Annotated in this window: 20 protein-coding genes and 1 pseudogene; 13 read left to right on the forward strand and 8 right to left on the reverse strand. The window is 41.3% G+C overall.

The window, feature by feature from the left end; translation table 11 throughout:
• Window positions 1-2 precede the first annotated feature (2 nt).
• Both ribBA and FTV11_RS05100 read right to left on the reverse strand, forming a co-directional pair.
• Window positions 3-1124, reverse strand: coding sequence for a bifunctional 3,4-dihydroxy-2-butanone-4-phosphate synthase/GTP cyclohydrolase II (gene ribBA, locus FTV11_RS05095; protein WP_078191533.1), 1122 nt, complete (start codon window positions 1122-1124; stop codon window positions 3-5).
• Between the two features lie 314 nt (window positions 1125-1438).
• Window positions 1439-2011 carry a TetR/AcrR family transcriptional regulator gene (locus FTV11_RS05100; RefSeq protein WP_180073535.1) on the reverse strand — a complete coding sequence of 191 codons (573 nt, stop codon included), beginning with the start codon at window positions 2009-2011 and terminating at the stop codon, window positions 1439-1441.
• A 131-nt stretch (window positions 2012-2142) separates the two neighbouring features.
• On the opposite strand from FTV11_RS05100, the gene FTV11_RS05105 reads away from it, so the two are divergent.
• Entirely contained in the window at window positions 2143-2892 is a 750-nt protein-coding gene (locus FTV11_RS05105) for an SDR family oxidoreductase (RefSeq protein ID WP_180073536.1), read from the forward strand.
• A 314-nt stretch (window positions 2893-3206) separates the two neighbouring features.
• Window positions 3207-3800 (forward strand): 2-hydroxychromene-2-carboxylate isomerase, encoded by a 594-nt coding sequence (locus tag FTV11_RS05110; protein WP_180073537.1) that lies wholly within the window; start codon window positions 3207-3209, stop codon window positions 3798-3800.
• 88 nt (window positions 3801-3888) lie between these two features.
• Here the strand turns inward: FTV11_RS05110 and FTV11_RS05115 are convergent, their stop codons facing one another.
• Window positions 3889-5400 carry an aldehyde dehydrogenase family protein gene (locus FTV11_RS05115; protein ID WP_180073538.1) on the reverse strand — a complete coding sequence of 504 codons (1512 nt, stop codon included), beginning with the start codon at window positions 5398-5400 and terminating at the stop codon, window positions 3889-3891.
• Between the two features lie 221 nt (window positions 5401-5621).
• Here FTV11_RS05115 and FTV11_RS05120 point away from each other — a divergent pair, with 221 nt between their 5' ends.
• A complete protein-coding gene (locus FTV11_RS05120) occupies window positions 5622-6803 on the forward strand; it encodes a transcriptional regulator (RefSeq protein ID WP_180073539.1) in 1182 nt (393 codons plus the stop codon).
• Between the two features lie 21 nt (window positions 6804-6824).
• Here the strand turns inward: FTV11_RS05120 and FTV11_RS05125 are convergent, their stop codons facing one another.
• Together FTV11_RS05125 and FTV11_RS05130 are read right to left on the reverse strand one after the other, a co-directional pair.
• Window positions 6825-7787 carry an alpha/beta hydrolase gene (locus FTV11_RS05125; protein ID WP_180026161.1) on the reverse strand — a complete coding sequence of 321 codons (963 nt, stop codon included), beginning with the start codon at window positions 7785-7787 and terminating at the stop codon, window positions 6825-6827.
• Between the two features lie 246 nt (window positions 7788-8033).
• Entirely contained in the window at window positions 8034-9245 is a 1212-nt protein-coding gene (locus tag FTV11_RS05130; protein WP_168378850.1) for an iron-containing alcohol dehydrogenase, read from the reverse strand.
• A gap of 400 nt (window positions 9246-9645) precedes the next feature.
• On the opposite strand from FTV11_RS05130, the gene FTV11_RS05135 reads away from it, so the two are divergent.
• The 10 genes from FTV11_RS05135 to FTV11_RS05180 all read left to right on the forward strand — a co-directional run bounded on the left by FTV11_RS05135 (window position 9646) and on the right by FTV11_RS05180 (window position 24032).
• Window positions 9646-11346 carry an NAD-dependent malic enzyme gene (locus tag FTV11_RS05135; RefSeq protein ID WP_180003556.1) on the forward strand — a complete coding sequence of 567 codons (1701 nt, stop codon included), beginning with the start codon at window positions 9646-9648 and terminating at the stop codon, window positions 11344-11346.
• A gap of 607 nt (window positions 11347-11953) precedes the next feature.
• Window positions 11954-13177 carry an efflux RND transporter periplasmic adaptor subunit gene (locus FTV11_RS05140; protein ID WP_004974297.1) on the forward strand — a complete coding sequence of 408 codons (1224 nt, stop codon included), beginning with the start codon at window positions 11954-11956 and terminating at the stop codon, window positions 13175-13177.
• 10 nt (window positions 13178-13187) lie between these two features.
• Complete coding sequence (locus tag FTV11_RS05145) at window positions 13188-16271, forward strand: efflux RND transporter permease subunit (RefSeq protein WP_004974298.1); 3084 nt, start codon at window positions 13188-13190, stop codon at window positions 16269-16271.
• A complete protein-coding gene (locus FTV11_RS05150) occupies window positions 16264-16587 on the forward strand; it encodes a DUF3240 family protein (protein WP_004974301.1) in 324 nt (107 codons plus the stop codon). Before FTV11_RS05145 ends, FTV11_RS05150 begins: the two co-directional genes overlap by 8 nt.
• Entirely contained in the window at window positions 16587-17894 is a 1308-nt protein-coding gene (locus tag FTV11_RS05155) for a TolC family protein (protein WP_004974304.1), read from the forward strand. The genes FTV11_RS05150 and FTV11_RS05155 overlap by 1 nt, the downstream gene beginning before the upstream one ends.
• A gap of 72 nt (window positions 17895-17966) precedes the next feature.
• A complete protein-coding gene (locus FTV11_RS05160; protein ID WP_154320134.1) occupies window positions 17967-18629 on the forward strand; it encodes a response regulator in 663 nt (220 codons plus the stop codon).
• Window positions 18630-19994 (forward strand): ATP-binding protein, encoded by a 1365-nt coding sequence (locus FTV11_RS05165; protein ID WP_004974307.1) that lies wholly within the window; start codon window positions 18630-18632, stop codon window positions 19992-19994.
• A gap of 368 nt (window positions 19995-20362) precedes the next feature.
• Entirely contained in the window at window positions 20363-22039 is a 1677-nt protein-coding gene (locus FTV11_RS05170) for a phosphoethanolamine transferase (protein ID WP_180006176.1), read from the forward strand.
• Between the two features lies 1 nt (window position 22040).
• A complete protein-coding gene (locus tag FTV11_RS05175) occupies window positions 22041-22712 on the forward strand; it encodes a response regulator transcription factor (RefSeq protein ID WP_151203559.1) in 672 nt (223 codons plus the stop codon).
• Between the two features lie 3 nt (window positions 22713-22715).
• Window positions 22716-24032, forward strand: a complete 1317-nt coding sequence (locus FTV11_RS05180) for an ATP-binding protein (RefSeq protein ID WP_151203561.1) — start codon at window positions 22716-22718, stop codon at window positions 24030-24032.
• Window positions 24033-24082: 50 nt separating this feature from the next.
• On the opposite strand, the gene FTV11_RS05185 is transcribed toward FTV11_RS05180, so the two are convergent.
• The 3 genes and pseudogenes from FTV11_RS05185 to FTV11_RS05195 all read right to left on the reverse strand — a co-directional run bounded on the left by FTV11_RS05185 (window position 24083) and on the right by FTV11_RS05195 (window position 25663).
• Window positions 24083-24769 carry a phosphatase PAP2 family protein gene (locus tag FTV11_RS05185; RefSeq protein ID WP_151203563.1) on the reverse strand — a complete coding sequence of 229 codons (687 nt, stop codon included), beginning with the start codon at window positions 24767-24769 and terminating at the stop codon, window positions 24083-24085.
• Window positions 24770-24808: 39 nt separating this feature from the next.
• Window positions 24809-25195, reverse strand: coding sequence for a diacylglycerol kinase (locus tag FTV11_RS05190; protein ID WP_151203565.1), 387 nt, complete (start codon window positions 25193-25195; stop codon window positions 24809-24811).
• A gap of 206 nt (window positions 25196-25401) precedes the next feature.
• Window positions 25402-25663 (reverse strand): annotated as a pseudogene (locus FTV11_RS05195) (helix-turn-helix domain-containing protein).
• Window positions 25664-25936 lie beyond the last annotated feature (273 nt).

Consider the following 25936-nt stretch of genomic DNA (forward strand, 5'->3'; position numbering starts at 1 on the left):
GATTATTTCTCTGATGTTTGATTTGCGGTGATGTATTCCACCACTTCTAAGTTAAAACCTGATAGTGCATTAAAGCGTAGTGGCGAGCTGAGAAGCTTCATTTTTTCCACGCCTAAATCACGTAAAATTTGTGCGCCGACACCAATGGTTTGATACTGCTGAGACAGTGCCGCATTGGATTTAACATTTTTCGGTGCAGTTAAATTTTCTAAAGCAGGGCCTAAGTCCTGTAAATGACGCTGACCAATCCATACTAAAACACCACGATCGCTGGATGCGATTTCTTTGAGTGCTTTATCGAGATTCCACGCCGGAGCGCCATCTTGTTTATTGAGTTTTAATAAGTCACGAACCGGGCTGAAACCATGTACACGGACCGTGGTTACGCCTTGTTTCGGTTCGCCTTTAACCAGTGCCAAATGAATGTCTGGATTACCAATTTCACGGTAACGGAACAATTCAAAAGTACCATATTCAGTATCTAAAGTTTGTTGATCAATGCGCTCAACGGTTTGCTCATTGGTCATGCGGTAGTGAATTAAGTCCGCAATCGTCCCCATTTTTAAGCCATGTTTTTCAGCAAACACTTCAAGATCAGGGCGACGTGCCATAGTGCCGTCTTCATTGATGATTTCACAAATCACTGAAGCTGGTTCAAGACCTGCTAAACGCGATAAGTCACAGCCCGCTTCAGTATGGCCTGCACGGTGAAGAACGCCACCAGGCTGCGCCATGAGCGGGAAAATATGGCCTGGCTGTACGATATCCGCAGGTTTAGCATGTGCAGCCACCGCTGTTTGAATGGTGTGCGCACGTTCAGCAGGTGAGATGCCTGTTGAAATTCCATTTGCTGCTTCAATCGACAAGGTAAAGTTGGTGCCGTGCTGTGCACCATTGGCATCTACCATGAGTGGTAGATTTAACTGTTGGCAACGCTCTTTGCTGAGCGTTAAGCACACAAGACCACGCGCATGCGTAATCATGAAGTTGATATCTTCAGGGCGTACGTGGGTCGCAGCGATAACAAGGTCGCCTTCATTTTCACGATCTTCATCATCCATCAGGATGACCATTTTTCCTGCACGAATATCAGCTACGAGCTCTTCAACAGTATTGAGCGGCATCAATCTTCACCTTTTTGTTTGTCTCGAATGACATTTACTTGCATTGATTGTTGCATAGTCTAACGTTTTTTTGCGTTCTTTGCCTATGCTTATCATTTTCCTTTAATGGCTCATTGTTATACACAGTCGTCAGAACCTTGAAAAGAGGACTTTATTTGAATTATGCCATTTATGCCCAATCTTTAAGCGATTGAAAAGCATAAAAATTGGCAACCTTATACGGATATTGAATAATTAAGCCAAAGGAAGCTGACAGTTTGTCGGAAGCGTTTAATCGCATAACTACATGAAGGATCACATAAAATAATCGTCACTTATGCAGCTGAGTGCGCGGCCAAATAATCTTGAATGACCATTTTATTGGCCTGCAAAATGCTTTTTTGTAATTCGGGATCATGCATTGCCCGTGCAATTAAAACCGCACCGACCAGTTGGGACATCATGGCCCAAGCTTTTTCCTCACTCGCCAAATGTGCGCTAAATAAAGCATGACCGCGCAGTAATTCCTTTTCATAGGCCTGTTTAATCGTGTCATCTGCACGAGCTACTTCGGTCGCAAGTGTCGGCAAAACACAGCCTTGTTCAGGATGTTCAAGGTGGGAAGGGGTTAAGTAACGGTCTAATTCAAAATTAATCCAGTCGGCTGCATTATGATGCGGGTTGCTTTGCCACATGTTAAAGCTTTGCTGCAATTCATATTCAACCAATGCTTTGAGTAAATCCTGTTTTGACGAAAAATGTGAATAGAATGCGCCACTAGTTACACCTGCAGCTTTCATTAAGCCGTCAACACCTGTTGCAGCAAAGCCATTTTTTTTCGCAATTTGCCCCGTAATGTTGAGCAATTCTTGTCGTTTTTGTTGTTTGTATTCGGGTTTATAGCGCATATGCATGACCCCAAAAAATTATGATTGACGATAAATTAACTATAACATAGTATTCGTTATAGTAACGATCGTTATTCAATAAAATTGATCGCACATGGAATATAAAAACTATCCAGCACGAGGAGATCGTCATGGAAAATAATCATATATCTAAGCCTGTCAAAGGTGTGGCATTGATCATTGGTGCAGGAGATGCCACCGGCGGTGAAATTGCCAAACGCTTTGCTCGTGGTGGCTATACTGCGTGTATGACGCGGCGCAATGTCGATAAATTACAGCCTTTAATTGCTGAAATTCAAGCGCAGGGAGGGACTGCTTTTGGCTTTGGTTCGGATGCTCGAAAAGAAGAGCAAGTGATTGAACTCATCGAGCACATTGAATCAAACATTGGCCCGATTGAGGTCATGGTTTTTAATATCGGTGCCAATGTGCCATGTAGTATTTTGGAAGAAACCGCACGTAAATATTTCAAAATATGGGAAATGGCATGTTTCTCGGCATTTTTAACGGGTCGGGAAGTGGCAAAACGCATGGTGAGCCGTGAATCTGGCACGATCATTTTTACGGGTGCGACGGCAGGGGTTCGTGGTGCGGCTGGCTTTGCCGCTTTTGCTGGCGCAAAACATGCGCTTCGTGCCTTGGCACAAAGCATGGCACGTGAACTAGGGCCTAGAAATATTCATGTGGCGCATGTGGTGGTTGATGGGGCGATTGATACCGACTTTATTAAAGAGACTTTTCCCGATTTGTACGCAAAAAAAGCGCAAAATGGTATTTTAAATCCCATACATATTGCAGAAAATTATTGGCATCTCTCACAGCAACCACGAGATGCATGGACGCATGAATTAGATCTGCGACCGTGGATGGAACGCTGGTAAGCGTAATTTGATTCAAATAAAAGAACGATACGCGGTAAGGTCATCCGCAAGTGTTTGAGACAGGACTACATCTATTCAAAAATGTTTTTGCGATACTTTGAATAATTAGACGCTAGTGAACGAGTTTTGCGGATGACAATGGTTTTGGGTACTTTTGCCGAAACAAAAGTACCTCCAGCCGAAGGCTAATCCCTTTATTTAAACCCTGGATGTAAGACTCCGTCAAATCGGCTTAAAAATCATTTAAAAAATACGATGTTACTTTTACGTGCGTAACATCAGTTAGGAAAATAAGCAAAAAAAGGACGAAAAACATGAAAGTCATTGAATTTTATTTTGATGTCGGCAGCCCATATAGTTATATCGGTTTTCATCGCATTCAACAGATTGCACAGCAGTATCAAGCCGAGCTGATTTGGAAGCCGATGCTACTCGGTGGAGTGTTTAAAGCCACAGGCAATAGTAGCCCAATGGCGGTACCTGCGAAGGCACGTTATTCCATGATTGATCTTCAACGTTGGGCAAAGCTATGGCAGATACCAGTACAGATGAATCCGTATTTTCCGATCAATACTTTGCAGTTGATGCGTTTGATAACCGCAGTCCAATTATTTCAGCCTGAACTATTTCTCAATGTACTGACGGGTATTTTTAACGCAATGTTTGGTCAGCCACGCAATTTAAATGATCTCAATGAATTAATTCAATTGATGCAGGAGCTTGGATTGGAGGTAGCGCAGGTTAAATCATGGCTTGAAGATGAAAAAGTAAAGTCTGAGCTTAAAGTTATTACCGAAGAAGCCATTGCACGTGGTGTGTTTGGGGCGCCAAGTTGGTTTGTGAATGATGAGCTGTATTGGGGTGTAGATCATCTACATTTTGTAGAGGATGCTTTACAAGGACAGTAACGCTTGGTGATACATGTATGGAGCATTTAAAAAAATTGAAAAAAGCGAACCTCGATTCGCTTTTTTATGATCTAACTCAAATCAAGACTTAGAAGAAGCCCATCGGCTTGGTGTCATAGCTCACCAAGAGGTTTTTGGTTTGTTGATAATGATCAAGCATCATTTTGTGATTTTCACGGCCGATCCCTGATTTTTTGTAGCCACCGAATGCTGCGTGTGCAGGGTAGATATGATAACAGTTGGTCCATACACGACCTGCCTGAATAGCACGACCCGCACGATATGAAGTATGCGCTGAACGCGACCAAACCCCTGCACCTAGACCATAAATCGTGTCATTGGCAATTTTAATGGCATCATCAAAGTCTTTAAAGGTTGCTACTGAAAGCACAGGGCCGAAGATTTCCTCTTGGAAAATCTTCATGTCATTGGTGCCTTTAAAAATCGTTGGCTCAATATAGAAACCTGTACCGACTTCATTTCGTGGGTCACCACCAGTAATGAGCTGTGCACCTTCATTTTTACCTGTAGCGATACAGCCTAAAATTTTGTCTTGCTGCTCTTGCGATGCCTGTGCACCAATCATGGTATCTGTATCGAGTGGATGACCCGTCTTAATACGTTTCACACGTTCTACTGCCATTTCCAAGAATCGATCAGCAATGCTTTCTTGTACCAATGCACGTGAAGGACAGGTACAGATTTCACCTTGGTTCAGCGCAAACATGGCAAAACCTTCGAGCGTTTTATCTAAGAATTCATCGTCTTTGTCCATGATGTCTTCAAAGAAAATGTTCGGTGATTTACCACCGAGTTCCAATGTCACAGGAATGATATTTTCAGTGGCATATTGCATGATCATTTGACCCACAGCGGTTGAACCGGTGAAGGCGATTTTTGAGATGCGTGGATTGGTCGCCAATGGACGACCGACTTCAACACCATAACCATTCACAATATTCAGCACGCCCGGTGGGAGTAGGTCTTGAATGAGTTCAGCCAAGACCAAGATGCTGACAGGTGTTTGCTCCGCAGGTTTCAACACGATGCAGTTACCCGCAGCCAATGCTGGAGCTAGTTTCCAAGCTGCCATTAAGATTGGGAAATTCCACGGAATAATTTGTCCGACCACACCAAGTGGCTCATGGAAATGGTAAGCAATGGTATTTTCATCAATTTCAGAAATGCCGCCTTCTTGGGCACGGATACAGCCGGCAAAATAACGGAAGTGATCGATACAGAGTGGAATATCAGCGGCTAAGGTTTCACGAATCGGTTTACCGTTGTCCCATGTTTCTGCGACAGCAAGGAGCTCTAGGTTTTCTTCAAGTCGATCGGCAATTTTTAATAAAATATTTGAGCGTGTGGTTGGGGAAGAGGCATTCCATTGGGTTTTGGCTTTATGCGCTGCATCCAAAGCCAATTCGATATCTTCAGCAGAAGAACGTGGCACTTTGGTAAAAACTTTACCGTCTACAGGGGAGATATTTTCAAAGTATTCACCTTTCACTGGCGCGACCCATTGGCCACCAATCAGGTTTTCATACTGAGCTTTAAACTGAACTTTTGAACCGGGTTGATTAGGATCGACATAACGCATATGAATTTTCCTTTGCTTGTTTATTATGATCTTGTTGGGCTGCCCATCTGTGGCAATCTACAGCTTTGGTATAAGGTACTTTTGTACATTATTTGATTAGCATAGCCTGTATAAGGTTGGAAAAAGGTTGGAGACAAGAAGGTTTACAATATTTTTTTTCAGTCTTAAAAACAAAAGCCGGGAAACGGATTTTTAGTCATGAATTGTTGTGAGAATAATGAATGATGATACAGAAGGATTTATCTGAAAAACGACAGAATGTCGAACGGTTAAGGCAGGGCATGAGTCTGTCAAAGCAGCAAAGCTCGCAATTGAATGAGAGCATTGCGAGTTCTTGGCAGCGATCGGCGCAGGCAGAAATTCCGGAAAATCGGAGTGCTGCGCCTTTGGTAAATTTAAGCCCTCAAAGTCAACAACAGTCGGCATTGCATCATGCGTTGCAACATTGTGCCGAAGATTTAAAACACATTGCCGAACAGTCGTCGATGGTACTTGCCGTGGGCGATATAGGTAGCACGATTATTTGGAGTGCGTCGAGTCGGCAAATGCAAAGTGCTGCGGAAAGTGTGCATTTTATTGCAGGTGGGCAATGGCGCGAAGAATTGGTCGGAACCAATGCTTTAGCGTTGTCTCTAAAAACCCAACAGTCGAGTTGTGTGTTTTCAAATGAACATTATATGCCGTCTGTACATGAATGGGTCTGCTATGCAGCACCGATTATCGATCCACACACACAGCAAATTTTAGGTGTGGTTGATTTATCCACCGTGTGGAAAAACCACAATAGTTTAGGGCTACTTGCGGCTGAACGCTGCGCTTCGATTATTCAATCGGCTTTACTTGATTTTCAAAAACAGCATTTGTACATTCGGGCCTTTGCTGTGCCGCAAGTGTTATTTAATGGCAAAGTGATGGTGCTGACCCCACGGCAAATTGAAATTTTGACCATCTTGGCGCTATGTCCGCAAGGCATGACCTTAGATACTTTGCATCAAGCCTTATATGGTGAACGTAAGGTGAGCGTTGGGACTTTAAAAGCAGAAATGTCTCAGCTACGCGATATTTTGGGCGGCATGTTAGGCTCACGTCCTTACCGTCTATTGGCACAAGTCGAAGCCGATTTTTTGCAAGCCGAGCAAGCCTTAGATGCTGGTTATCTCGATTCGGCGTTGAAACTATGTTCAGGGGTTTTCTTGGCCAAAACCGAAAGTCCTTTTTTAGGGGCATGGCGCGATTGTCTTGAGTCACGATTAAGCCAAGCGATTTTTAATGCCAAGGAAACGGATGTTCTACTCAAACATGTCGCGCGTTTCCCTGAAGCTATCGATGCGGTTGAACGCCTGATTGAGCTGATGCCGAGATCGCATCCCGTACATCAGACCTTGTTGAAATTAAAACAGTAAGTTGCAATGTCATTCGGGCTGTTAAAAACCTTTATTGGCCAGCCATTGAAAGAGCTGGGTATAGACTTGTTCACGCGCGGTTTTTTCCGAAAGCACTAAATCATGCAAGCCATTGTGTATGCTTTGAATGGTGACATCGCCCTGAATTTTCTTGGCATATTTTTGGATGTCTTTTACACCTAAAATCACATCACTGGTCTGCGCTGCTTTACCCCATTTTTTGGGATTTTTAGTTTGATGCGAGTGCATGACCAAGACCGGTACATCTAGGCTGATACCTCGATGAATCTCTTTTTGAGCCTCATAAATTGTCCGCACGAAACTTAAATACACCATTGGATAGCGGGTCTTTTTCCAGTCTAAATTGAAGTCCCATTCACCCTTGAGTTCGCGGTGTAAGCTGGCGGTGTACCACTTATTCAGTTCACTTGGAAATTTTAAATTGGGAAAGGTTTTTGCCAATTTACTCAGCTGTGGAATACCCAGTGCGCGTTTCACTGGATTCATGTTGAAATCATAAAATGGGCTATTGACCCAAAGGGCTTGAATTAAAGGATGATTTTGATGATGCGCCGCATACAAGGTGGTGGTTAATCCACCCGTTGAATGACCACAAAGCAGTAAGGCATCGTGACCTTCATCTGCAATGATCGTTAGGGCTTGATCTATTTCGGCATCGTATTCAGATAGTTCATGCACATTATAGTATTTTTGATGCGGGCGGATGGAGCGGCCATATTTTCTTAAATCCAAGGCATAAAAGTCGAAACCGTGCTGATTAAAGCGTTCCGCCATTTCGGTTTGGAAAAAATAATCGATAAAGCCATGGATATAGAGCACCGCTTTGGAGGTGGGGGCCGCTGCTTTTTTGCGAACCAGTGTGGCAACCACAGGGCCTTCATAATCATCCGGGAAGGTCAGCGTGGCTTGTTCATAGCCTGCGCCCAAAATGTCAGGCTGATACTGAATATGTGAATGGCTCATTATTATACTCATCAATATTATTGGACATTATGCTTTATCCTTGATGAGCCATAAGCTTTTGTCAAATGAATAATCGATGCTGTTATGCGAACTAAAAAAGAGTGACCTCAGTATGAAAACGACCAATCTAGAGTCGCTTCCCTGAAATAAAAAGTGAAATGGATTCAGTTGAGCCTACATCACCAGACTCAAAGGGTAATGTAGGCACTTAGGTCACTTAAACATGAAGACCTTTGAGGGCTTAACTTAAACAGCCGCTTTGAAGTCGACCACAGAAGCATTGGCTTTAAGCGCTGCCTTGAAAATATCAACCACTTGAGCATGATTCGCTTTACGTGGATTGGTCAGCATGCAGGCATCTTTTTGCGCATTTTCAGACATGATGCTGAGGTCTTGTTCTTTCACACCGAGTTCAGAAAGGCTCGATGGAATGCCAATCGAAGCAGAGAGTTCACGGATTGCTGCAATCGCTGCATAAGCCGCTTCAGTCACCGTTAAACCGTCGGTTGGCACACCCATGAGCTGTGCGATACGTGCATAGCGGTCAGGGCAGGCGATCAGGTTAAATTCGCAAACGTGTGGTAGCAGCACGGCATTACATACGCCATGTGGCAAGTTGTAGAAGCCGCCAAGTTGGTGAGCCATCGCGTGGACATAACCTAAAGATGCATTGTTAAATGCCATCCCTGCTAAGTACTGCGCATAGCTCATCGCATCACGTGCTTCTAGGTTTTCGCCATTGGCGACGGCAGGGCTGAGCCATTCACTGATCATTGAAATGGCTTTTTCAGCACAAGCATCGGTAATAGGATTGGCTGCTGTAGAAACATAAGCTTCGACCGCATGTGTTAATGCATCCATACCGGTTGCTGCAGTGAGCGCCGCAGGTTTCGCAATCATCAGTTTCGGGTCGTCAATAGCGATAAGAGGGGTACAACGCCAATCGACAATCGCCATTTTAACGTGGGTGTCAGTATTGGTAATGATACAGAAACGGGTCATTTCTGATGCCGTACCTGCGGTGGTATTAATCGCAATGAGTGGAGTCATTGGAACTGTGCTTTTATCGATGCCTTCATAGTCACGAATATGACCACCACCTGCAGTGACTAAGCCAATGCCTTTGGCACAGTCATGAGAAGAGCCGCCGCCGAGAGAGACAATAAAGTCACAGCCATTGTCATTGTAGGCATCTACACCGCTATGCACGTTGGTGTCAGTTGGGTTGGGTTCTGCGCCCGGAAAGATGTGACTTTCTACGCCAGCTTCAGTTAAATATGCGGCAATCGTATCTGCTACACCAAATTTGTATAGACCGGCATCGGTCACGATAAGCGCTTTCTTTGCGCCAAGATTTTGTGCCTTTGCACCAATTTCTTTAGCACAGCCGGGGCCAAAAAGTGAAACACAAGGGATGTAAAAACCGTTTGTTTGATCTGCAATATTTTTAAAAGCCATGGTGCGATTCCTTCTACCATTCATTGTCATTTGTTATGGGTGATACTCACCTAAACTGAGTATTGCGAGGGATGTTTTAAATTCACACCTACCAAAGACCTACCAAAATTAAGGCTTTGTTTTGAATTTATTTAATTGATTGAAATTTAATCATTAATTATTTTTGCTATTTTCTAAAATTCGCTAAAAGTCGTATACATTTAAGCCAAAATAGGCGTTGCGATGATTGGATGCATGATCGAGTTATCAGATTATAAAATCTAACTAAAACTACTATCAATTTACTAAATGCCCCAAAGCGCTCGAATCAGGATAGGCTATAACAAATAACGAGATAGTCACTTTTGTGCATTTCGCTTTTTGCAGTGCGAAACAAAAGATTAATTAAACGAGTTAAATAATGCCCAGTGAAAATTTGAAAACGAAACGACCTTTATATATTCCTTATGCCGGAAATACACTTTTAGAACTCCCACTTTTAAATAAAGGTTCTGCGTTTAATGAAGATGAACGTAAGAGCTTTAATTTGCACGGTTTAATTCCACACGTCACAGAAAGCATTGAAGAACAAAGTCAGCGTTCTTATCAACAATATTGTGCATTTAATAGTGATATCAATAAGCATATCTACCTGCGCAATATTCAAGACACCAATGAAACATTGTTCTATCACTTAATTGAAAATCACCTCAGTGAGATGATGCCGATCATCTATACACCAACAGTGGGTGAGGCTTGTCAGCGCTTCTCGGACATTTACCGTCGTCATCGTGGGATTTTTATTTCATATCCTGACCGTGATCATATTGACCAAATTATTCATAACGTGAATAAAAAGAACGTGAAAGTGATTGTTATTACGGACGGTGAACGTATTCTTGGACTTGGTGACCAAGGCATTGGGGGGATGGGGATTCCGATTGGTAAGTTGTCACTGTACACCGCGTGTGGTGGGATCAGTCCAGCCTATACATTGCCGATTACTTTAGATGTCGGAACCAATAACCAACAGCTGTTGAATGACCCGATTTATATGGGTTGGAGTCAGCCTCGTATCAGCGGTGAAGAATATTATCAATTTGTCGATGACGTGATTAAAGCCATTCAACAACGTTGGCCAAAAGCGCTGATTCAATTTGAAGACTTTGCACAAAAAAATGCGATGCCTTTATTGGAAAAATATCGCGATAAAATTTGCTGTTTCAATGACGATATTCAAGGGACAGCAGCAGTGTCTGTCGGAAGTTTAATTGCGGCATCACGTGCAGCAGGCAAGCAGCTCAAAGATCAAATCGTCACCTTCTTAGGGGCGGGTTCAGCAGGTTGTGGGATTGCAGAACAGATCATCAAGCAAATGGTGGCGGAAGGTTTAACCGATGCTCAAGCACGTGCGCGGGTGTTTATGGTCGACCGCTTTGGTTTAATTACTGAAAATCAGCCGAATCTTTTAGATTTCCAACGCAAGCTTGCGCAAGCACCGGATAACGTCGCACATTGGGCAAATGCAGATTCGGTCATCTCACTCCTGGATGTGGTTACACATGCCAAACCGACTGTATTGATTGGGGTTTCGGGACAACCGGGGCTGTTTAGCCAAGAGGTTATTGAAACGATGGCTGCAAATTGTGAACAGCCTATTGTGTTGCCACTATCTAACCCGACATCACGTGTCGAAGCGGTGCCTGCAGATATTATCGAGTGGACCAAAGGTAAGGCCCTGATTGCGACAGGTAGTCCATTTGCACCAGTGAATTATCATGGCAAGATTCATCAGATTTCACAGTGCAATAACTCCTATATTTTCCCGGGGATTGGACTGGGTGTGATTGCATCTGGGGCGAAACGTGTGACGGAAAATATGCTGATGGCATCTAGTACGGCATTGGCGGACTGTTCACCAAAATTGGCAGATCCAAATGCTGATTTATTGCCAAGTTTGGATTATTTACAGGATATTTCGAAGAAAATTGCATTGAAAGTCGCGTTGGCTGCGATTGCTGATGGTGTTGCGCCAAATGTCAGCGTTGAAGTGCTCGAACATGCGATTGAAGCGAATTTCTGGAAACCTGAATATCGTGATTATGTCCGTGTGACCTATTAACGCAATTTTAATTTTTATTCATATTTGTGGAACCTGACTCAAACCATGTTCCACATACTGAATAAATATAGATTGATTTTGATTGGTGTAAGCGATAGATAAAAAAGCCCCCATCTTTCGATGAGGGCTTTTTGAATTTGGAGCGGGAAAGGAGACTCGAACTCCCGACCCCAACCTTGGCAAGGTCACCGAGATTTATTCCATTAAATGACCTTAATTATAAGTATATGATTTGATTACTGGTATATAGTTTTTGGTGGAGTAAAATTTTGATCAATTTAGATCATTTAATGTGGTTTTGGTCACTTCATTTTAGACATTTTAGTTTATAAAAGTCACCTATGTTTTGATGCTGATTTTCGTGAGAAATAATAACAATATATAGTTTAATATAATGATTATTAATAATTTATAAATCGACTACAACATGTAGTAGCGAAGATGCTCAAAATGCACTTACTACGTAACATCAGTTAAATAAAAGTCTCCCACAAACCCAATACGGTTCACTTGGGCCTATGCAGTCTGAAATAGGTTTATAAACTTAATCTGATCTTAAGAACTTAATCTTAGCTTTGTAGAGAAAATCTCTTGAAGGATGAAACGAGTGGATCAGCGAGTAGATGTACTAAATTTTAAAAAACTATTATATCTAATGAGCGTCTTGATCTTGATTAGCCTTGGGCTATGGTGGGGAAGTAAGCTGCTCTCGAATAAAAATATAGAGGCTAAAGTAGAGAGACAGGTTTCAGAGGCTGAGAGGAGTCCTGAAGTCTCAGAGCAACAAATCTTAATTTCTTCAAAACAAATTGAGCAAGTTGGGATCAAATTACACACATTAGGTGCTTCTTCTACTAACATACAAAAACAAATTATTTTACAAGGGCAAGTACAGTGGTCACCAGAAAGCAAAGTTGTACTGACTAGTCCTGTTTCAGGAATGGTGCAGCAAGTTTTGGTACAACCCTTGGCAGAAGTTACCCGGAATCATCATGTACTTGCTGTACATAGTCCAGATTTAATTCAGATTCAAAATGAAATATTGCAGCTTCGTGCTCAACAACAATTAGCCCAGCAAAATTTAACACGTGAACGTAGCTTATATGCTGAAGGCATTATTGCCGAGAAGCGTGTGCAAGAGGCACAGAATCAAGTACAGCGTCTTAATATTAACTTAGGTGCAAAACAGCGAATGCTGCAATTTATGGGAGGAGGGCAGGTAAATAGTCTAAATTCCATTGTCTATGTTAAAAGCCCAACAAGTGGTTATATAGAAAACTTACAGGTTTCTACAGGTCAGTATGTTGAGGCTGGTACAGTATTAGGTCAACTTGTAAACGCTGATTCACCGTTACAATTGTTATTACAAGCTAATTTAGCTGACAGTAAATATGTGCATATTGGGGATGTTGTTCAGGTTGAAGGTTGTGATATTACAGGGCATATACAAAATATCGCTCCAGCACTTGTAGGGAATACACAAACTCAAAATATCATCGTACAAATGGATACCAAACATAATTGTTTGCGGGTGCAACAATTTGTCAAAGTTCATGTTCAAAGTAAGCAGCCAACAGTAATTGCAGCATGGCCAGTACCAAGTACTGCCATAACCTCACAAGATGGTAAACACATTATTTTTGTTAAAAATCAGAAGGGGTTTGAAGCTGTAACGGTTGAAGTTCTATCAGCTGATCAGCAGCAAAGTTATATTACAGCTGAAAAATTAAAACCCAAAATGCAACTTGCTATCAGTGGTGTAGAGCGTCTCAAGGCGGTGTGGTCTGGCTTTGGTGCAGAGCAAGCACCTATTAGCACTACAGAACGTTGAGGTGAGACATATGTTAAAACGTCTTATCGCCTTTTCACTTAGTCAGCGCATTTTAATATTATTGCTCACATTGGCGATCAGTGTGGCAGGCTACATTGCTTTTACGAAACTACCAATTGATGCTTTTCCTGATGTGTCAAGTACGCAAGTACAAATTGTGATGAAATCGCCCGGCATGACGCCCGAAGAGGTGGAAAGCCGTATTGTTGTACCCATTGAACAAGAAATGTTGGGAATATCTCATCAGACAGTAATGCGTTCGCAATCTAAATACGCGATTGCGATTATCACATTAGACTTTGCTGAAGGCACTGACCCTTATTGGGCTAGACAACAGGTGAATGAACGTTTAAGTAATGTGATGTCTGCATTACCAAGTAGTACGTCAGGTGGAATTGCACCCATGACGACCCCATTAGGTGAATCTTTTATGTTTACCTTACATGGGCCACTCAGTGATATGGAAAAACGAACTCTACTTGATCGGGTGGTTCGTCCACAACTTCGTAAAATTGAAGGGGTCGCCGATGTTAACGCTTTGGGGGGACTTGTTCGTACATTTGAAGTGACCCCTAATTTAGAGGCCCTGGCGGCACGAGGCTTATCTTTAACACAGCTACAACAGGCAATCGAGCTAAATAATGCCAGTGATGGTGCTGGGCGGCTTAATGAAAATGGAGAGTCATTACTGATCCGAAGCGATAGCCGCGTCAGAAACCTTGAAGAGTTAGGCGATATTATTGTTTCTAGCCATCAAGGAACATTGGTGCGGGTTAAAGATGTTGCACAGGTACATACTGGAGCACTCACACGCTATGGTGCAGTGACTGAAAATGGCCAAGGTGAGGCTGTCCAAGGTATTGTATTAACTTTAAAAGGTGCGAATGCACGTCAAGTCGTTCAACATGTTCGTGAGCATTTGTCCGACATTGAAAAAACTCTGCCACAGGGTACAACGATTGAACCATTTTATGATCGTGGTGAGTTGGTAAACCGAGCCATTCATACCGTAAGTAAAACGTTATTAGAAGCTATTGTCTTAGTCTTGATTTTACTTTTATTGTTCTTAGGAAACCTAAGGTCTGCTTTAGTGGTTGCGGCAGTTTTACCATTATCTGCACTAAGTACTTTTTTGATGATGCACCATTTTGGTTTAAGTGCCAATTTAATGTCTTTAGGTGGTTTGACGATTGCGATTGGTTTATTAGTGGATGCTGCAGTTGTAGTGGTTGAAAATATTGAAATGCAACTTGCTGAAGCAAAAGAGTCACCGCAACGTTCTTTTTTACCGCCATTAAATATGATTTACCGCGCAGTGTCTGAGGTTGCAGTACCAGTCACAGCAGGCATGATCATTATTATGTTAGTGTTTATTCCATTGGTCACGCTTGAAGGATTGGAAGGGAAGCTCTTTTCACCTGTGGCTTTAACAATTGTATTTGCTTTATCAAGTTCACTAATTTTTTCTTTGACAGTGATTCCTGTACTGTGTTCATTCTTTCTAAAACCGAAAGCACATCACACACCCTTTTTAGTAGCTAAATTAGAAACTGGTTACCGAAAACTTTTGAATCTGAGTTTAGCCCATCCTAAACAGATTTATGTCTTAGCAGGTGGTACCTTACTTCTGGCTGCATTGATTTTCCCATTCATTGGAAAGTCATTTATGCCAACCATGGATGAGGGAGATACTATTTTACAGTTAGAAAAAATCCCTTCGATTAGCTTACAAAACTCAATTGCATTAGATCTGGATATTCAAAAACGTATTTTGGAACAAGTGCCTGAAGTTGAAAGAATTGTGGCACGTACAGGTTCTGATGAATTGGGATTAGACCCTATGGGGTTAAATGAAACAGATAGTTTCATTGTGCTAAAACCACAAACGCAATGGCAAGTCAAAAATAAAGAGCAAATTTTAGAAAAAATTCGTCTTGTACTTCAAGATGTTCCTGGCGTGAACTTAACATTTAGTCAACCCATAGAGATGCGCACTTCAGAAATGTTGTCTGGAGTACGAGGAGATTTGGCTGTCAAAATTTTTGGAAGTGATTTAGACCAGCTTAATGATTTATCAAAGCAAATTGCAATAGTTCTACAAGGCATTGAAGGCAATGAAGATGTCATGACACTCGAAAATTCGGGAGTACAGTATCAAGAGCTGCGAATCCATCGTGATATGGCTATACGAAATCAATTGGACAGTCAAAATGTTCAAGCCCAACTCAAGATGCTCGTGGAAGGCAAAGAAATAGGTTCCATTATTGAACAGGGGCGCCCTGTTCCATTAATGATGAAAGGGGATCCACGTTTGGGAGAGTCGAGTTTTGAATTTTCCAATATTGCCTTGCCAATTGAGAATGCAGCTGCAGTGCCATTGTTATCTTTAGCAGAAGTGGTTAAGACTGAGGGTGTCGTAAAAATTGATCGTGAAAATGCATCACGAATGTCAGTGGTACGTGCCAACGTACGTGATCGTGATTTAGTTAGTTTTGTAGATGAAGCAAAACAATTGGTTGCAGAGAAAGTCAAGTTACCAACCGGCTACTCACTCAAATGGGGGGGGCAATTTGAAAACCAACAACGTGCGGCTGCTCGCTTAATGCTTGTTGTACCTGCTGCATTAACAATGATCTTCTTTTTACTATTTACGACTTTGGGTTCGGTGCGTCAAGCCGTATTGGTTTTCGTCAATATTCCCTTTGCGTTAGTCGGTGGAGTATTTGCATTAGCATTAACAGGTGAGTATTTATCTGTTCCTGCATCAGTTGGTTTTATTGCCTTGATGGGGATTGCTGTACTGAATGGTTTAGTGATGATTAGTTATTTTAATCAACTGATTTCTCGTGGTGTTGCAATTGAGGAAGTTGTTCGTGAAGGTGCTATGCGCCGTTTACGTCCAGTCATGATGACCGCGAGTATTGCAGCTTTAGGTTTGATCCCATTGTTATTTACTACTGGCCCTGGTGCCGAGATTCAACGTCCATTGGCGATAGTTGTGATTGGAGGGCTTATTTCTTGTACTTTGCTGACTCTGATTTTACTTCCTAACTTGTTTAAAAAATTTGGTTTAGCGCGAGATCATCATGTCTGAAATATGCCAACTCTCTATTAACGTGTCCTCTGATATTGCTGAAGAACTTATGGAGCATTTGTGGTTAATTCCTGAGTTGATTTCAGGGTGTACTTGTGTCAACGCACAAGGGTTTGGTAATCGCCAACATTATCGTAATGTTCAGGAAAAAATTCGCGGAGCAACTGAACGGAATCTTATATTGCTGATTGTACAACACGAATCTGTATCATTGGTTTTGGCGCATATTCAGCAAAAATTTAAATCAAGTGATTGTTTTTATTGGGTCATACCTACATTAATTTCTGGTTATATGAGCCAAGGAGCACTTGACTAATGACATTAAATATCAAATTTAAATCAACACTTCTAGGCCAAATTTGGTATCTGTTTGGGTTGGGCTATTGTTTTACAGTGGCTTCGACAGCAATTGCAAAACCTCAACTTGAAGCTGCTTTGCCACCACTTGAAGCAGTACAACAGAGTCTAGTAGAACATCCGAATGTGCGTGCTGCAATATCAGAGCAAGATTATGCAGACTTTGCCCGACAAGGATTAAAAGTAGGGCAAAATCCGTGGACTGTTACAGCCGGTATGCAAGTACGTAAGACGGATACACAACTAGAGCGAAAACAAGCCAATAGTTATGAACCTAGTTTGGGGATAGAAAAACAAATACGTTTGCCTAATAAATACCGGCTAGATCAAGATCTAGCACAACGTATTTCAAGTATTGCAGAACTGAAGTATGAGAATGCTCAACATCAAGCATCTAAAATGTTGTTAAATAGTTGGTTTGCTTATATGCGAAGCACATTGCATTTGAAGCGACTGCAAGAACAGCTGGATCAAATTCAGCAATTTATCCAAGTGACTGAACAACGTATTCGAGCAGGAGATGCACCACGACTTGAGCTAATGCTCTTGAAGAATGAGTACCAACAACTTGAGGAACAATATATGCAAGCTAAAGCTGCATATATTCAAGCTCAGCAATTGTTGGCCCGCGATTATAGAGGAAAGATCCCTGAACAGTGGAGCAGCGATGTTATACAGCCTAGCCCTATACAGTATAGTCAAGCAGAGTGGGTACAGAAAATTTTGTCAGTTAATCATGAGTTAGCACTCGTAAGGATGCAAGCTACACAGCAATACGCAGTATTAAAAAGAGAGCAGCTTAATAGACTGCCAGATCCTACGATTGGTTTTGGTTACAGTAGGGAGCAATCGGGAGAGGAGAATTTATTAGGGGTTAGTGTTTCAATTCCTTTGACTGCGCGACAAGTCGGTATTGCTTCAGGAATGGCAGCGGCAGAAGCAAAAAAAGCGGATTTGGAGGTATTGCGTGTAGAAAAACGTCTGCGTCAAGAAATACAGGGGTGGGTGATTCAAATGGAGTCAGCGACTGTACGGAATACGAAGGCGCAAGAAAACTTACAACTGTTGCAACAACAACATCACTTGATGCAAAAAGCGTATAAATTAGGTGAGTTGAATCTCAATGAGCTTTTGTTGCATTCGCAGCAATTGATTGAAGCACGTAGCCGAGTCGATCAAGCTAAAGTAGATTATGCAGAAAGTATGAGTTCCTTATTACTTGATTCTCATCAATTGTGGCCTTTACATGAGATGGATAGAATTTAACAGTAATATTTACGAGCATAGTAGGGATTATAAATTTGCGCTGTAGTTTGGTAAGCAAGAGAAAAAGGTGTTATGAGAGTTCTATTGGTAGAAGATGATAGCTTGTTGGCAAAAGCAACTGCACGTGGTCTAGATCAAATGGGCTTTGTAGTTGACATTGCGAGCACAGCAGAGCAAGCGTACCATTTTTTAGTGAGTTATCATTATCACTTTATTCTACTAGACTTAGGTTTGCCTGATCGAAATGGGATTGAAATTTTAAAATCACTACGTCGCAAAAAGAATCAAGTTGGAATTATTATTCTGACTGCTCAAGATCAAGTTGATGATCGTATTACAGGTCTAGAGGCAGGAGCTGATGATTTTGTTGTTAAACCTTATGATTTACATGAGGTCGTAGCAAGGATTCATGCTGTATTACGCCGAATTTCAGGAGAGGTAGGGGACCTAATTCAGGTTGGAAATATTAGTATTAACAAAGCGAGTAAACAAGTACTGTTAAATCAAGTCGAAATTGAGTTGACACATAAAGAGTTTCATTTATTGGAGTTATTTACTCTCAATCGTGGTCGTGTAATTTCGCGTGAAAATATAGAAAATTCATTTTATGCTTATGACGTTGATGTGAGTAGTAATGTTGTACAAGTCCATATTCATAACTTGCGTCGGAAATTAGGTAAAAATATTATCCGTACAGTACAAGGTTTTGGATATATCATGGATGAACAGCATTAAATGGCTGATCCAATTCGCAGCTATTCATTAACCCAGCGCTTATCTATAATTTTACTGGCAATTACCACTAGCGTTTGGTTGGGTAGTTTAGGAAGTATTTATTGGGGAATGCAAAACACTGCCAATAATATTTTTGATAAGTCATTAGCAGAAACTGCTCATGCTTTATTGTCTACGACTCTAAGTACCCTAGATGGAAAAGTACCGCAGCATACAGTGATTGAAAAAGCTAAGGGTGAGCATTATGACCAAATTGTATTTCAAATTTGGCATCGTGATGGACAATTAATTTATCGTTCTATTGGTGTGGAAACACAGCCATTTGTTCAGCAAGATAATTTTGGTTGGATTAAACTGAATAATAATACTTATCGTAGTTATTCTGTTTGGGATAGTACGCATACAATACAGGTACAAATTGCGCAGGTTTGGACAATTCGAAAAGATATTCAGCAAGATATGTTGCTGTTTTTGATTTTGGTTTCAATCATATTTTTGCCATTATTATTATGGTTGATTATTTGCACGATCCGTCGTCATTTATTGGCTGTATATAGCATTAGTCAAAACTTAGAAAAACAATCCATTGAACATTTAAATCCAATTAAGCCAGTTGTACCGAAAGAAATAGAACCTTTAGTGAGCTCTTTAAATACCTTACTTAGTGAGATTGCTGAAAGTATGCAACGTGAAAAACGTTTTACCTCAAATGCCGCTCATGAACTCCGTACACCATTAGCTGCTATACGCTTACATGCCCAAGTACTTCAAAATGCACGTTCCAATGAGGAGTCTAAGGAAGCTGCACAGGACATTATTACAGGAGTAGACAAAGCATCAAGAATGATTACTCAGTTGCTTACATTAGCGAGGCTTGAACCGAATGCCACACAAAACAAAAGCAATATTGATTTGGTAGATATTGTTAAAGGTACAGTTGAAATGATGGGTATTCAGTTCAGAAAAGCAGGTGTAGACTTACAATTGCATCTCACCTCAGTGTGCGTTTGGGGGCAGTCAGATCAGTTGGAAATTATGTTGAGAAATATACTCGAAAATGCCATTCTTTATCGTAGTTCAATACATAAACCTATTATTAAAGTCAGTTGTGGAAGTATTGGAAATGGTAGTTTTATACAGGTTGAAGATAACGGCATAGGTCTAGATGAAGCACAAATCCCATTTATATTTCAGCGTTTTTATAGAATAAATCAAGCCAGTTCTGTAGTAGGAAGTGGTCTGGGATTATCTATTGTGAAGCAGATTATTGACTCTCATTTAGGCAAGATTACTTTACAACGTGCAAATGCAGTTGGAGGATTGATTGTCAGAATTGAATTTTTCAAAAAATTGAATATTTATTAAAACGATAGTCAAAAAAATAGATTTTATCATATTGATTTATAAATTTAATTTAAATGCTGGCGTATATCGTTGTCCACTCATAATGTTCTCTCCTATGCAAAAAGAATAGACGAAATTTGTCTAGGAGAATGGTGGCAGTCCAGGGCCTGGTTCAAGCATGACTTGAGTAATACTCGGGCTGTGCTCATGATTTGCTTGAGCATTACTTGCGGATTTTCCCCAACGTGCTTGGGCTGCATTTTTGGTTTTATCAGATTTGATTTGAAATCAAAATATGTATAAGTTTTTGTAGCTCTCAGATTATTTTAAGTCATTTTTAAGATTCAAATTTTAGGCTAAAGCATATTAAAGTCTTTGAACTAAAAAAAATGCTTAAGCTGCCTTCTTTTCCCGGTCTACGCCAGATCAAACCCCTCAGCCTTGCACGCTTCAACCTGTTACTCGCCATTTGGCTGGGACTGGTCTTAAACTTTGCTTTCTATCAGAAAATCCATCAACTGACGCCTTATACCAACCTCAAGGCAGACGCATTATTGGCGGCTACAGTCTTGGTAGTTATCGGCTTGTACAATCTGGTCTTGCAGTGGCTGAACTGGAAATGGAATGCCAAGATACTGGCCAGTGTGCTGATCATTCTGGGCGGTTTTAGTGCTTATTTTGTCAATAGTCTGGGGGTTGTTATTACGCCGGACCAGATCCAGAATATGCTGCAGACCGATGCCCGGGAAGTCCGTGATCTCTGGTCAATACGGCTGGTGATCTGGACGCTGGTCTTTGTGATTTTTCCTTTGTGTATCGTCTGGATGCTGAACATTCAGCCTGCATCTTTCGGGCGTCAATTGTTGCATAAAAGCCTGAGCAGTCTGCTTTCGGCCGTATTGATTCTAGGACTGTTATTCTGTTTTTATGTCGATTATGCAGCCATCTTCCGCGAGCACCGCGATCTGAAGGGCATGATTTCCCCGCAAAATAGTATTGCATCCACCGTATCCTACTATAAAAAGAAAGCACCTAAAGCCAATTTGCCTTTGATTCCTTATGGTGAAGATGCCCATCTGCTGCAGCAGGCTCAAATACAGAAACAACCCAAATTGATGGTGCTGGTGGTTGGGGAGACTGCACGTGCCGAGAGTTTTGCTTTAAATGGTTATGCACGCAATACCAATCCTGAACTGAGCAAGTTACCGATAATTAATTTCAATCAAGTCAGTTCTTGCGGAACTGCCACAGCTGTTTCAGTACCGTGTATGTTTTCAGGGATGACACGTCAAAACTATAATGAACAGTTGGCTAGCCACCGAGAAGGTTTGCTGGATATTGCTCAGCGGGCCGGTTATCAGGTGACCTGGATTGATAATAATTCGGGCTGTAAAGGTGCCTGTGACCGCGTACAAAAATACCAGATTCCAGCCCAACTGAAACAGAGATGGTGTGATGCTGGTGGTGAATGTTTTGATGAAATCCTGGTGGATAGCCTGAAAGATTATCTGGCGCATCTGGATAAAAACAACTCGAAACCGCAGTTAATTGTACTGCATCAGATGGGCAGTCATGGCCCCGCATATTTCAAGCGCTCCAAAGCACCATATCAGCCATTTCAACCGACCTGTAATACCAATGCCATTCAGGGCTGCAGTACAGAAGAATTAAAGAATAGCTATGATAATTCGATTGTATATACAGACCATGTTCTTGCCGAGATCATTGAAACTTTAAAGCAACAGACTCAATATCAAACCGGTTTCTGGTATCTGTCTGATCATGGAGAATCTACCGGAGAGCACGGTTTATACCTGCATGGTGCTCCTTATAGCATGGCGCCCACGCAGCAAACCCATATCCCAATGCTGATGTGGTTTTCTGATACCTGGCAACAGTATAATGCCCTGCAGCTAAACTGTTTAAAAACACAGACCGGACAGGCACGCAGTCACGATCATCTTTTCCCCAGCTTATTAAGTATGCTGGATATAAAAACGCAAGTGATTGAAGCTAAAAATGATATGCTTGCACAATGCTCATCATCATTAAAAAACAGAGCTTGAAATGCATAAAATACTGATTATTGAAGATGACTTTATGATTGCCGAGTCGACTGAAACATTGCTTAAACTGCATCAGTTTGAGGTGTACTGGGTCAATAATGGGATTGAGGGTTTAAAACAATTACAGCAGCAGGTCTACGATATTGTGCTGCTCGATTTAGGTTTGCCAATGATGGATGGCATGTTGGTGCTAAAAAATATCCGGCAGAAGTTTCCGAATTTACCGGTATTGATTATCTCTGCCCGGGATCAATTACAAAACCGGGTAGATGGGCTGAATCAGGGAGCTGATGACTACTTGATTAAACCCTATGAGTTTGACGAACTGCTGGCCCGTATTCATGCCTTAATCCGACGTGCCGGCTTAAAAAATACTGTGACAGATATGAATAAGAAATTATCACACAGTGGGCTGGAACTGGACCTGGAACAGCACATCGTATGCTTTAATGGTGAACCGATCGAGTTGTCTAATCGGGAATGGTCTATTCTCACTGCACTCCTCATGCATCCTAGCAAAATTTTTTCTAAAAACGATTTAGAAGACAAACTTTATGATTTCGATAGTGATGTAAGTAGTAATACTGTGGAAGTCTATATTCATCATCTGCGCGCCAAATTAGGAAAAGACTTTATACGGACGATCCGTGGTCTAGGATATCGCTTAGGATAGAGCATGAAGCCAAAACGTTATTCCTTACAAAAACGTCTAATTATTTATATTTCATTGTTTAGCGTGGTATTGGGCTGTGTACTAATCTTTGCAGCATACCGGATTGCACTTGAAGAAATTAATGAAGTCTTGGACAAACAGATGCAAAGTCTCGCAGAGCGCATTGCAGAAAATCGTCCAGAACCGCTACAAAGCAAGATCGATTTAGAAAAACAGTATAGTGAGGAAGATTTATTTGTAGATATCTGGTCTTATACACATACTACATTACATCCACAGGATGTTTTGGTTGCATCGGTCAAGAAAGCAGGATTCTATACGCATCAGACCCCTTACGGGACTTGGCTAACTTATATTATTCCTGGAGACCAATTGCAGATCCAAGTGAGCCAGCAAAAAAATGTCCGGCAAGAATTAGCATTGGAACTCGCAGCGAACATGTTTCTCCCTTATGTACTATTTCTTCCTTTTGCTATATTCGGTTTAAGCTGGGTAATTCGGAGAAATTTTCAGCCTCTTAATGATTTTAAAACAGAATTGGCCAGCCGTAAGGCTCAAGAATTAAAGCCGATCGCAATGAAAGATTATCCCTTGGAGCTGGAACCGACCATTCAGGAAATGAATTACCTGTTTGGCCGTATTTCCCTATCACAACAAGAGCAGCGCCAATTTGTAGCAGACTCTGCACATGAACTACGTACACCACTGACAGCTTTGAATTTACAGTTGCAGATATTATTACAGCAATTTCCACAAAGTGATGCCTTGCACAACTTGAGTCAGGGCGTCTTGAGGATGCAACATCTGGTAAATCAGCTATTAAGTCTGGCCAAACAGGAAGTCACAGATGGTTTAACTGAGCCTGTACAATCCCTGTCTCTGAATCAAATGACAGTCGCCTGCATTGAGCAATTGATCCAACTGGCACTACAGAAAGAAATTGATTTAGGGGTGGAGCAGCAACAGGAACTGTTGATTCACGGCCAAGCTTCGGCCTTGCATTCAATTATTTATAACCTGATCGATAATGCGATTAAATATAGTCCGAAGGATGGCGTAATTAACGTATCGATTTTCCAGCAAGGCCAGCAGGCAGTTTTACAGATCGAAGATAGCGGAACCGGGATTGATACTGCTCAATTCAATCAGATTCGGCAACGCTTCTACCGGATACATAATTATGCAGAAATTGGCAGTGGTTTGGGTTTGTCCATTGTAGATAAAGCCACCGAACGCTTGGGTGGAACACTAGAATTTTCCCGAAGTCTCAATCTGGGTGGCCTTTGTGTACAGGTCAAATTTCCTTTAGCCAAAGCCTAAGGGGATAGGCTTAGGGCTATTTGGGCGTTGAGGCTGCTTGATTAAACGCGCTAAGGAACAGTTTTTTCTATCTCTAATTTGTGACTAAATAGCGCATAGCCGATAACATTCAGACACCAGATAATCCAGCCAGTCCAAAGGTTATGACTCAGGAAATGCGCTCCACGCATCATTTGTGCCCAGCCCATGGCTAACCCTAAAATTACCGCAGCGATCAGAAAGAAATAAGCCCGCTTGGGGTTAGACATGCGATAAACAAAATAGCCAGCCATTAAGGAAAAACCGCTAGAGGCATGCCCTCCAGGAAAACAGTGGCCAGCAGTAGCACTAAAATCCCATAAAATACCATCATAAGTAGGAATAACCATATTCCAGGGACAGGCATGGGCTGACTGGGATTTTAAAATTCCGATCGAGGCTGTGGTCACTGCTACCATGCTAAAGAAATAGCCAAATTCCCAGCGCCGCGTATGCCAGTTCTGCCATTTTAGTGAGACCTGCCAGCCTAGAAATAATAGGATATACACCAGAATCAGCATGTCTTTAACATAACGATGATTAAGTTCTGCCAGCGCCCAATTTTGCCGAAGGGGAAATTGTCCCTGACCATCGATAAAGGGATAGATAAGCTGTAAATCAAGCACTCCTCCAATATCAAAGAAGTTCAAAAGAACCAAAAAACTGAAACTCAGTAGTAATATTTGATTTAGTAAAAAACGAGATCGCTCTGACAACATTTTAAATATTCCATTCTTGTCGTTGTAGCAAAAATGAGGTCACAATGAATGACCGATTAAAATGATGCCCCAAGTTACGGTAATTAAACTGAGTGCGACAAACTGAGCGGCACTGCCCATATCCTTAGCATTTTTGGATAACTCATGCTGTTCTATGGAAATACGATCCACTACTGCCTCAATTGCTGAGTTAATCAGTTCAACAATCAGTGCTAGCAGGCACACAGCCACCATGAGTGCTTGCTCAGCTAGACTCTCGGATATCCAAAAACTAAGAGGAATCAAAATCAGGTTAATTAGCACGATCTGCCGAAAGGCAGCTTCAGTTCGGAAGGCTGTTTTAAGACCGGCCGCGGAATAACGGGTAGCATTGAAAATACGTTGTATTCCGGAAGTGCCTTTATAGAGTGAACGATCAGGGGACATAGAAGTGATTCAGTTAAGACGAGATTTGATTAATTTAAGTTCTTAACCTTAAAACTCTCTTAAAAATGGATGTCGATTTGATCCGCATTTATCTAATCAGATTTATGATCTAGATGTGTATTTCAATCAGCTTTCATATAAAAAATTAATTTGAATGGATTGGGGAGAATTCACCTTTTGAATGTTTGTGTAAAAAAGCTGTTTATTTATTTGTCATATTCTGAAAATATTTCTTCAATTTCATCCCACTGTGGCAATTTACAATTTTTTTTATTCACTTCGAATTGTAAACCAACACCATCAAGCACACGTTCAAATATGTCAAATGAACCTGTAAAACGGCCATTTTCCATCTCTGAAATTGTTGTTTTATTGACTTTAGTTTTTTTCTGCAAGACTTTTCTGTGTGTGGCCCAATCCTTTTCTGGCCAAACGTATTTTTTTACCTATTTCACCTCGTGTAGCCATTTTTTGCTCCCCAAATTTGTTAGCTATATAGCAAACTTTTAACTAATAATAGTTAATGTTCGCTATATAGCAAACTTTTATAATGATTCTTGAATGGCTAAATTGAACTTATAAGATTCAATTTAGCCTCGAATTAAGTTAATAGAATCCATATATGTATGGCAGTTATCAATAATGAGGCAGTTGTATACCTCTTGAGAAGAGGAACTTCTTATACCTTAAATTTAAATTATTAGACAAACAATGACTTTTTTTGTGTGTAATAAGGCCTTG

The organism is Acinetobacter sp. YH12231 (genome assembly GCF_013417755.1).
GTDB lineage: Bacteria > Pseudomonadota > Gammaproteobacteria > Pseudomonadales > Moraxellaceae > Acinetobacter > Acinetobacter amyesii.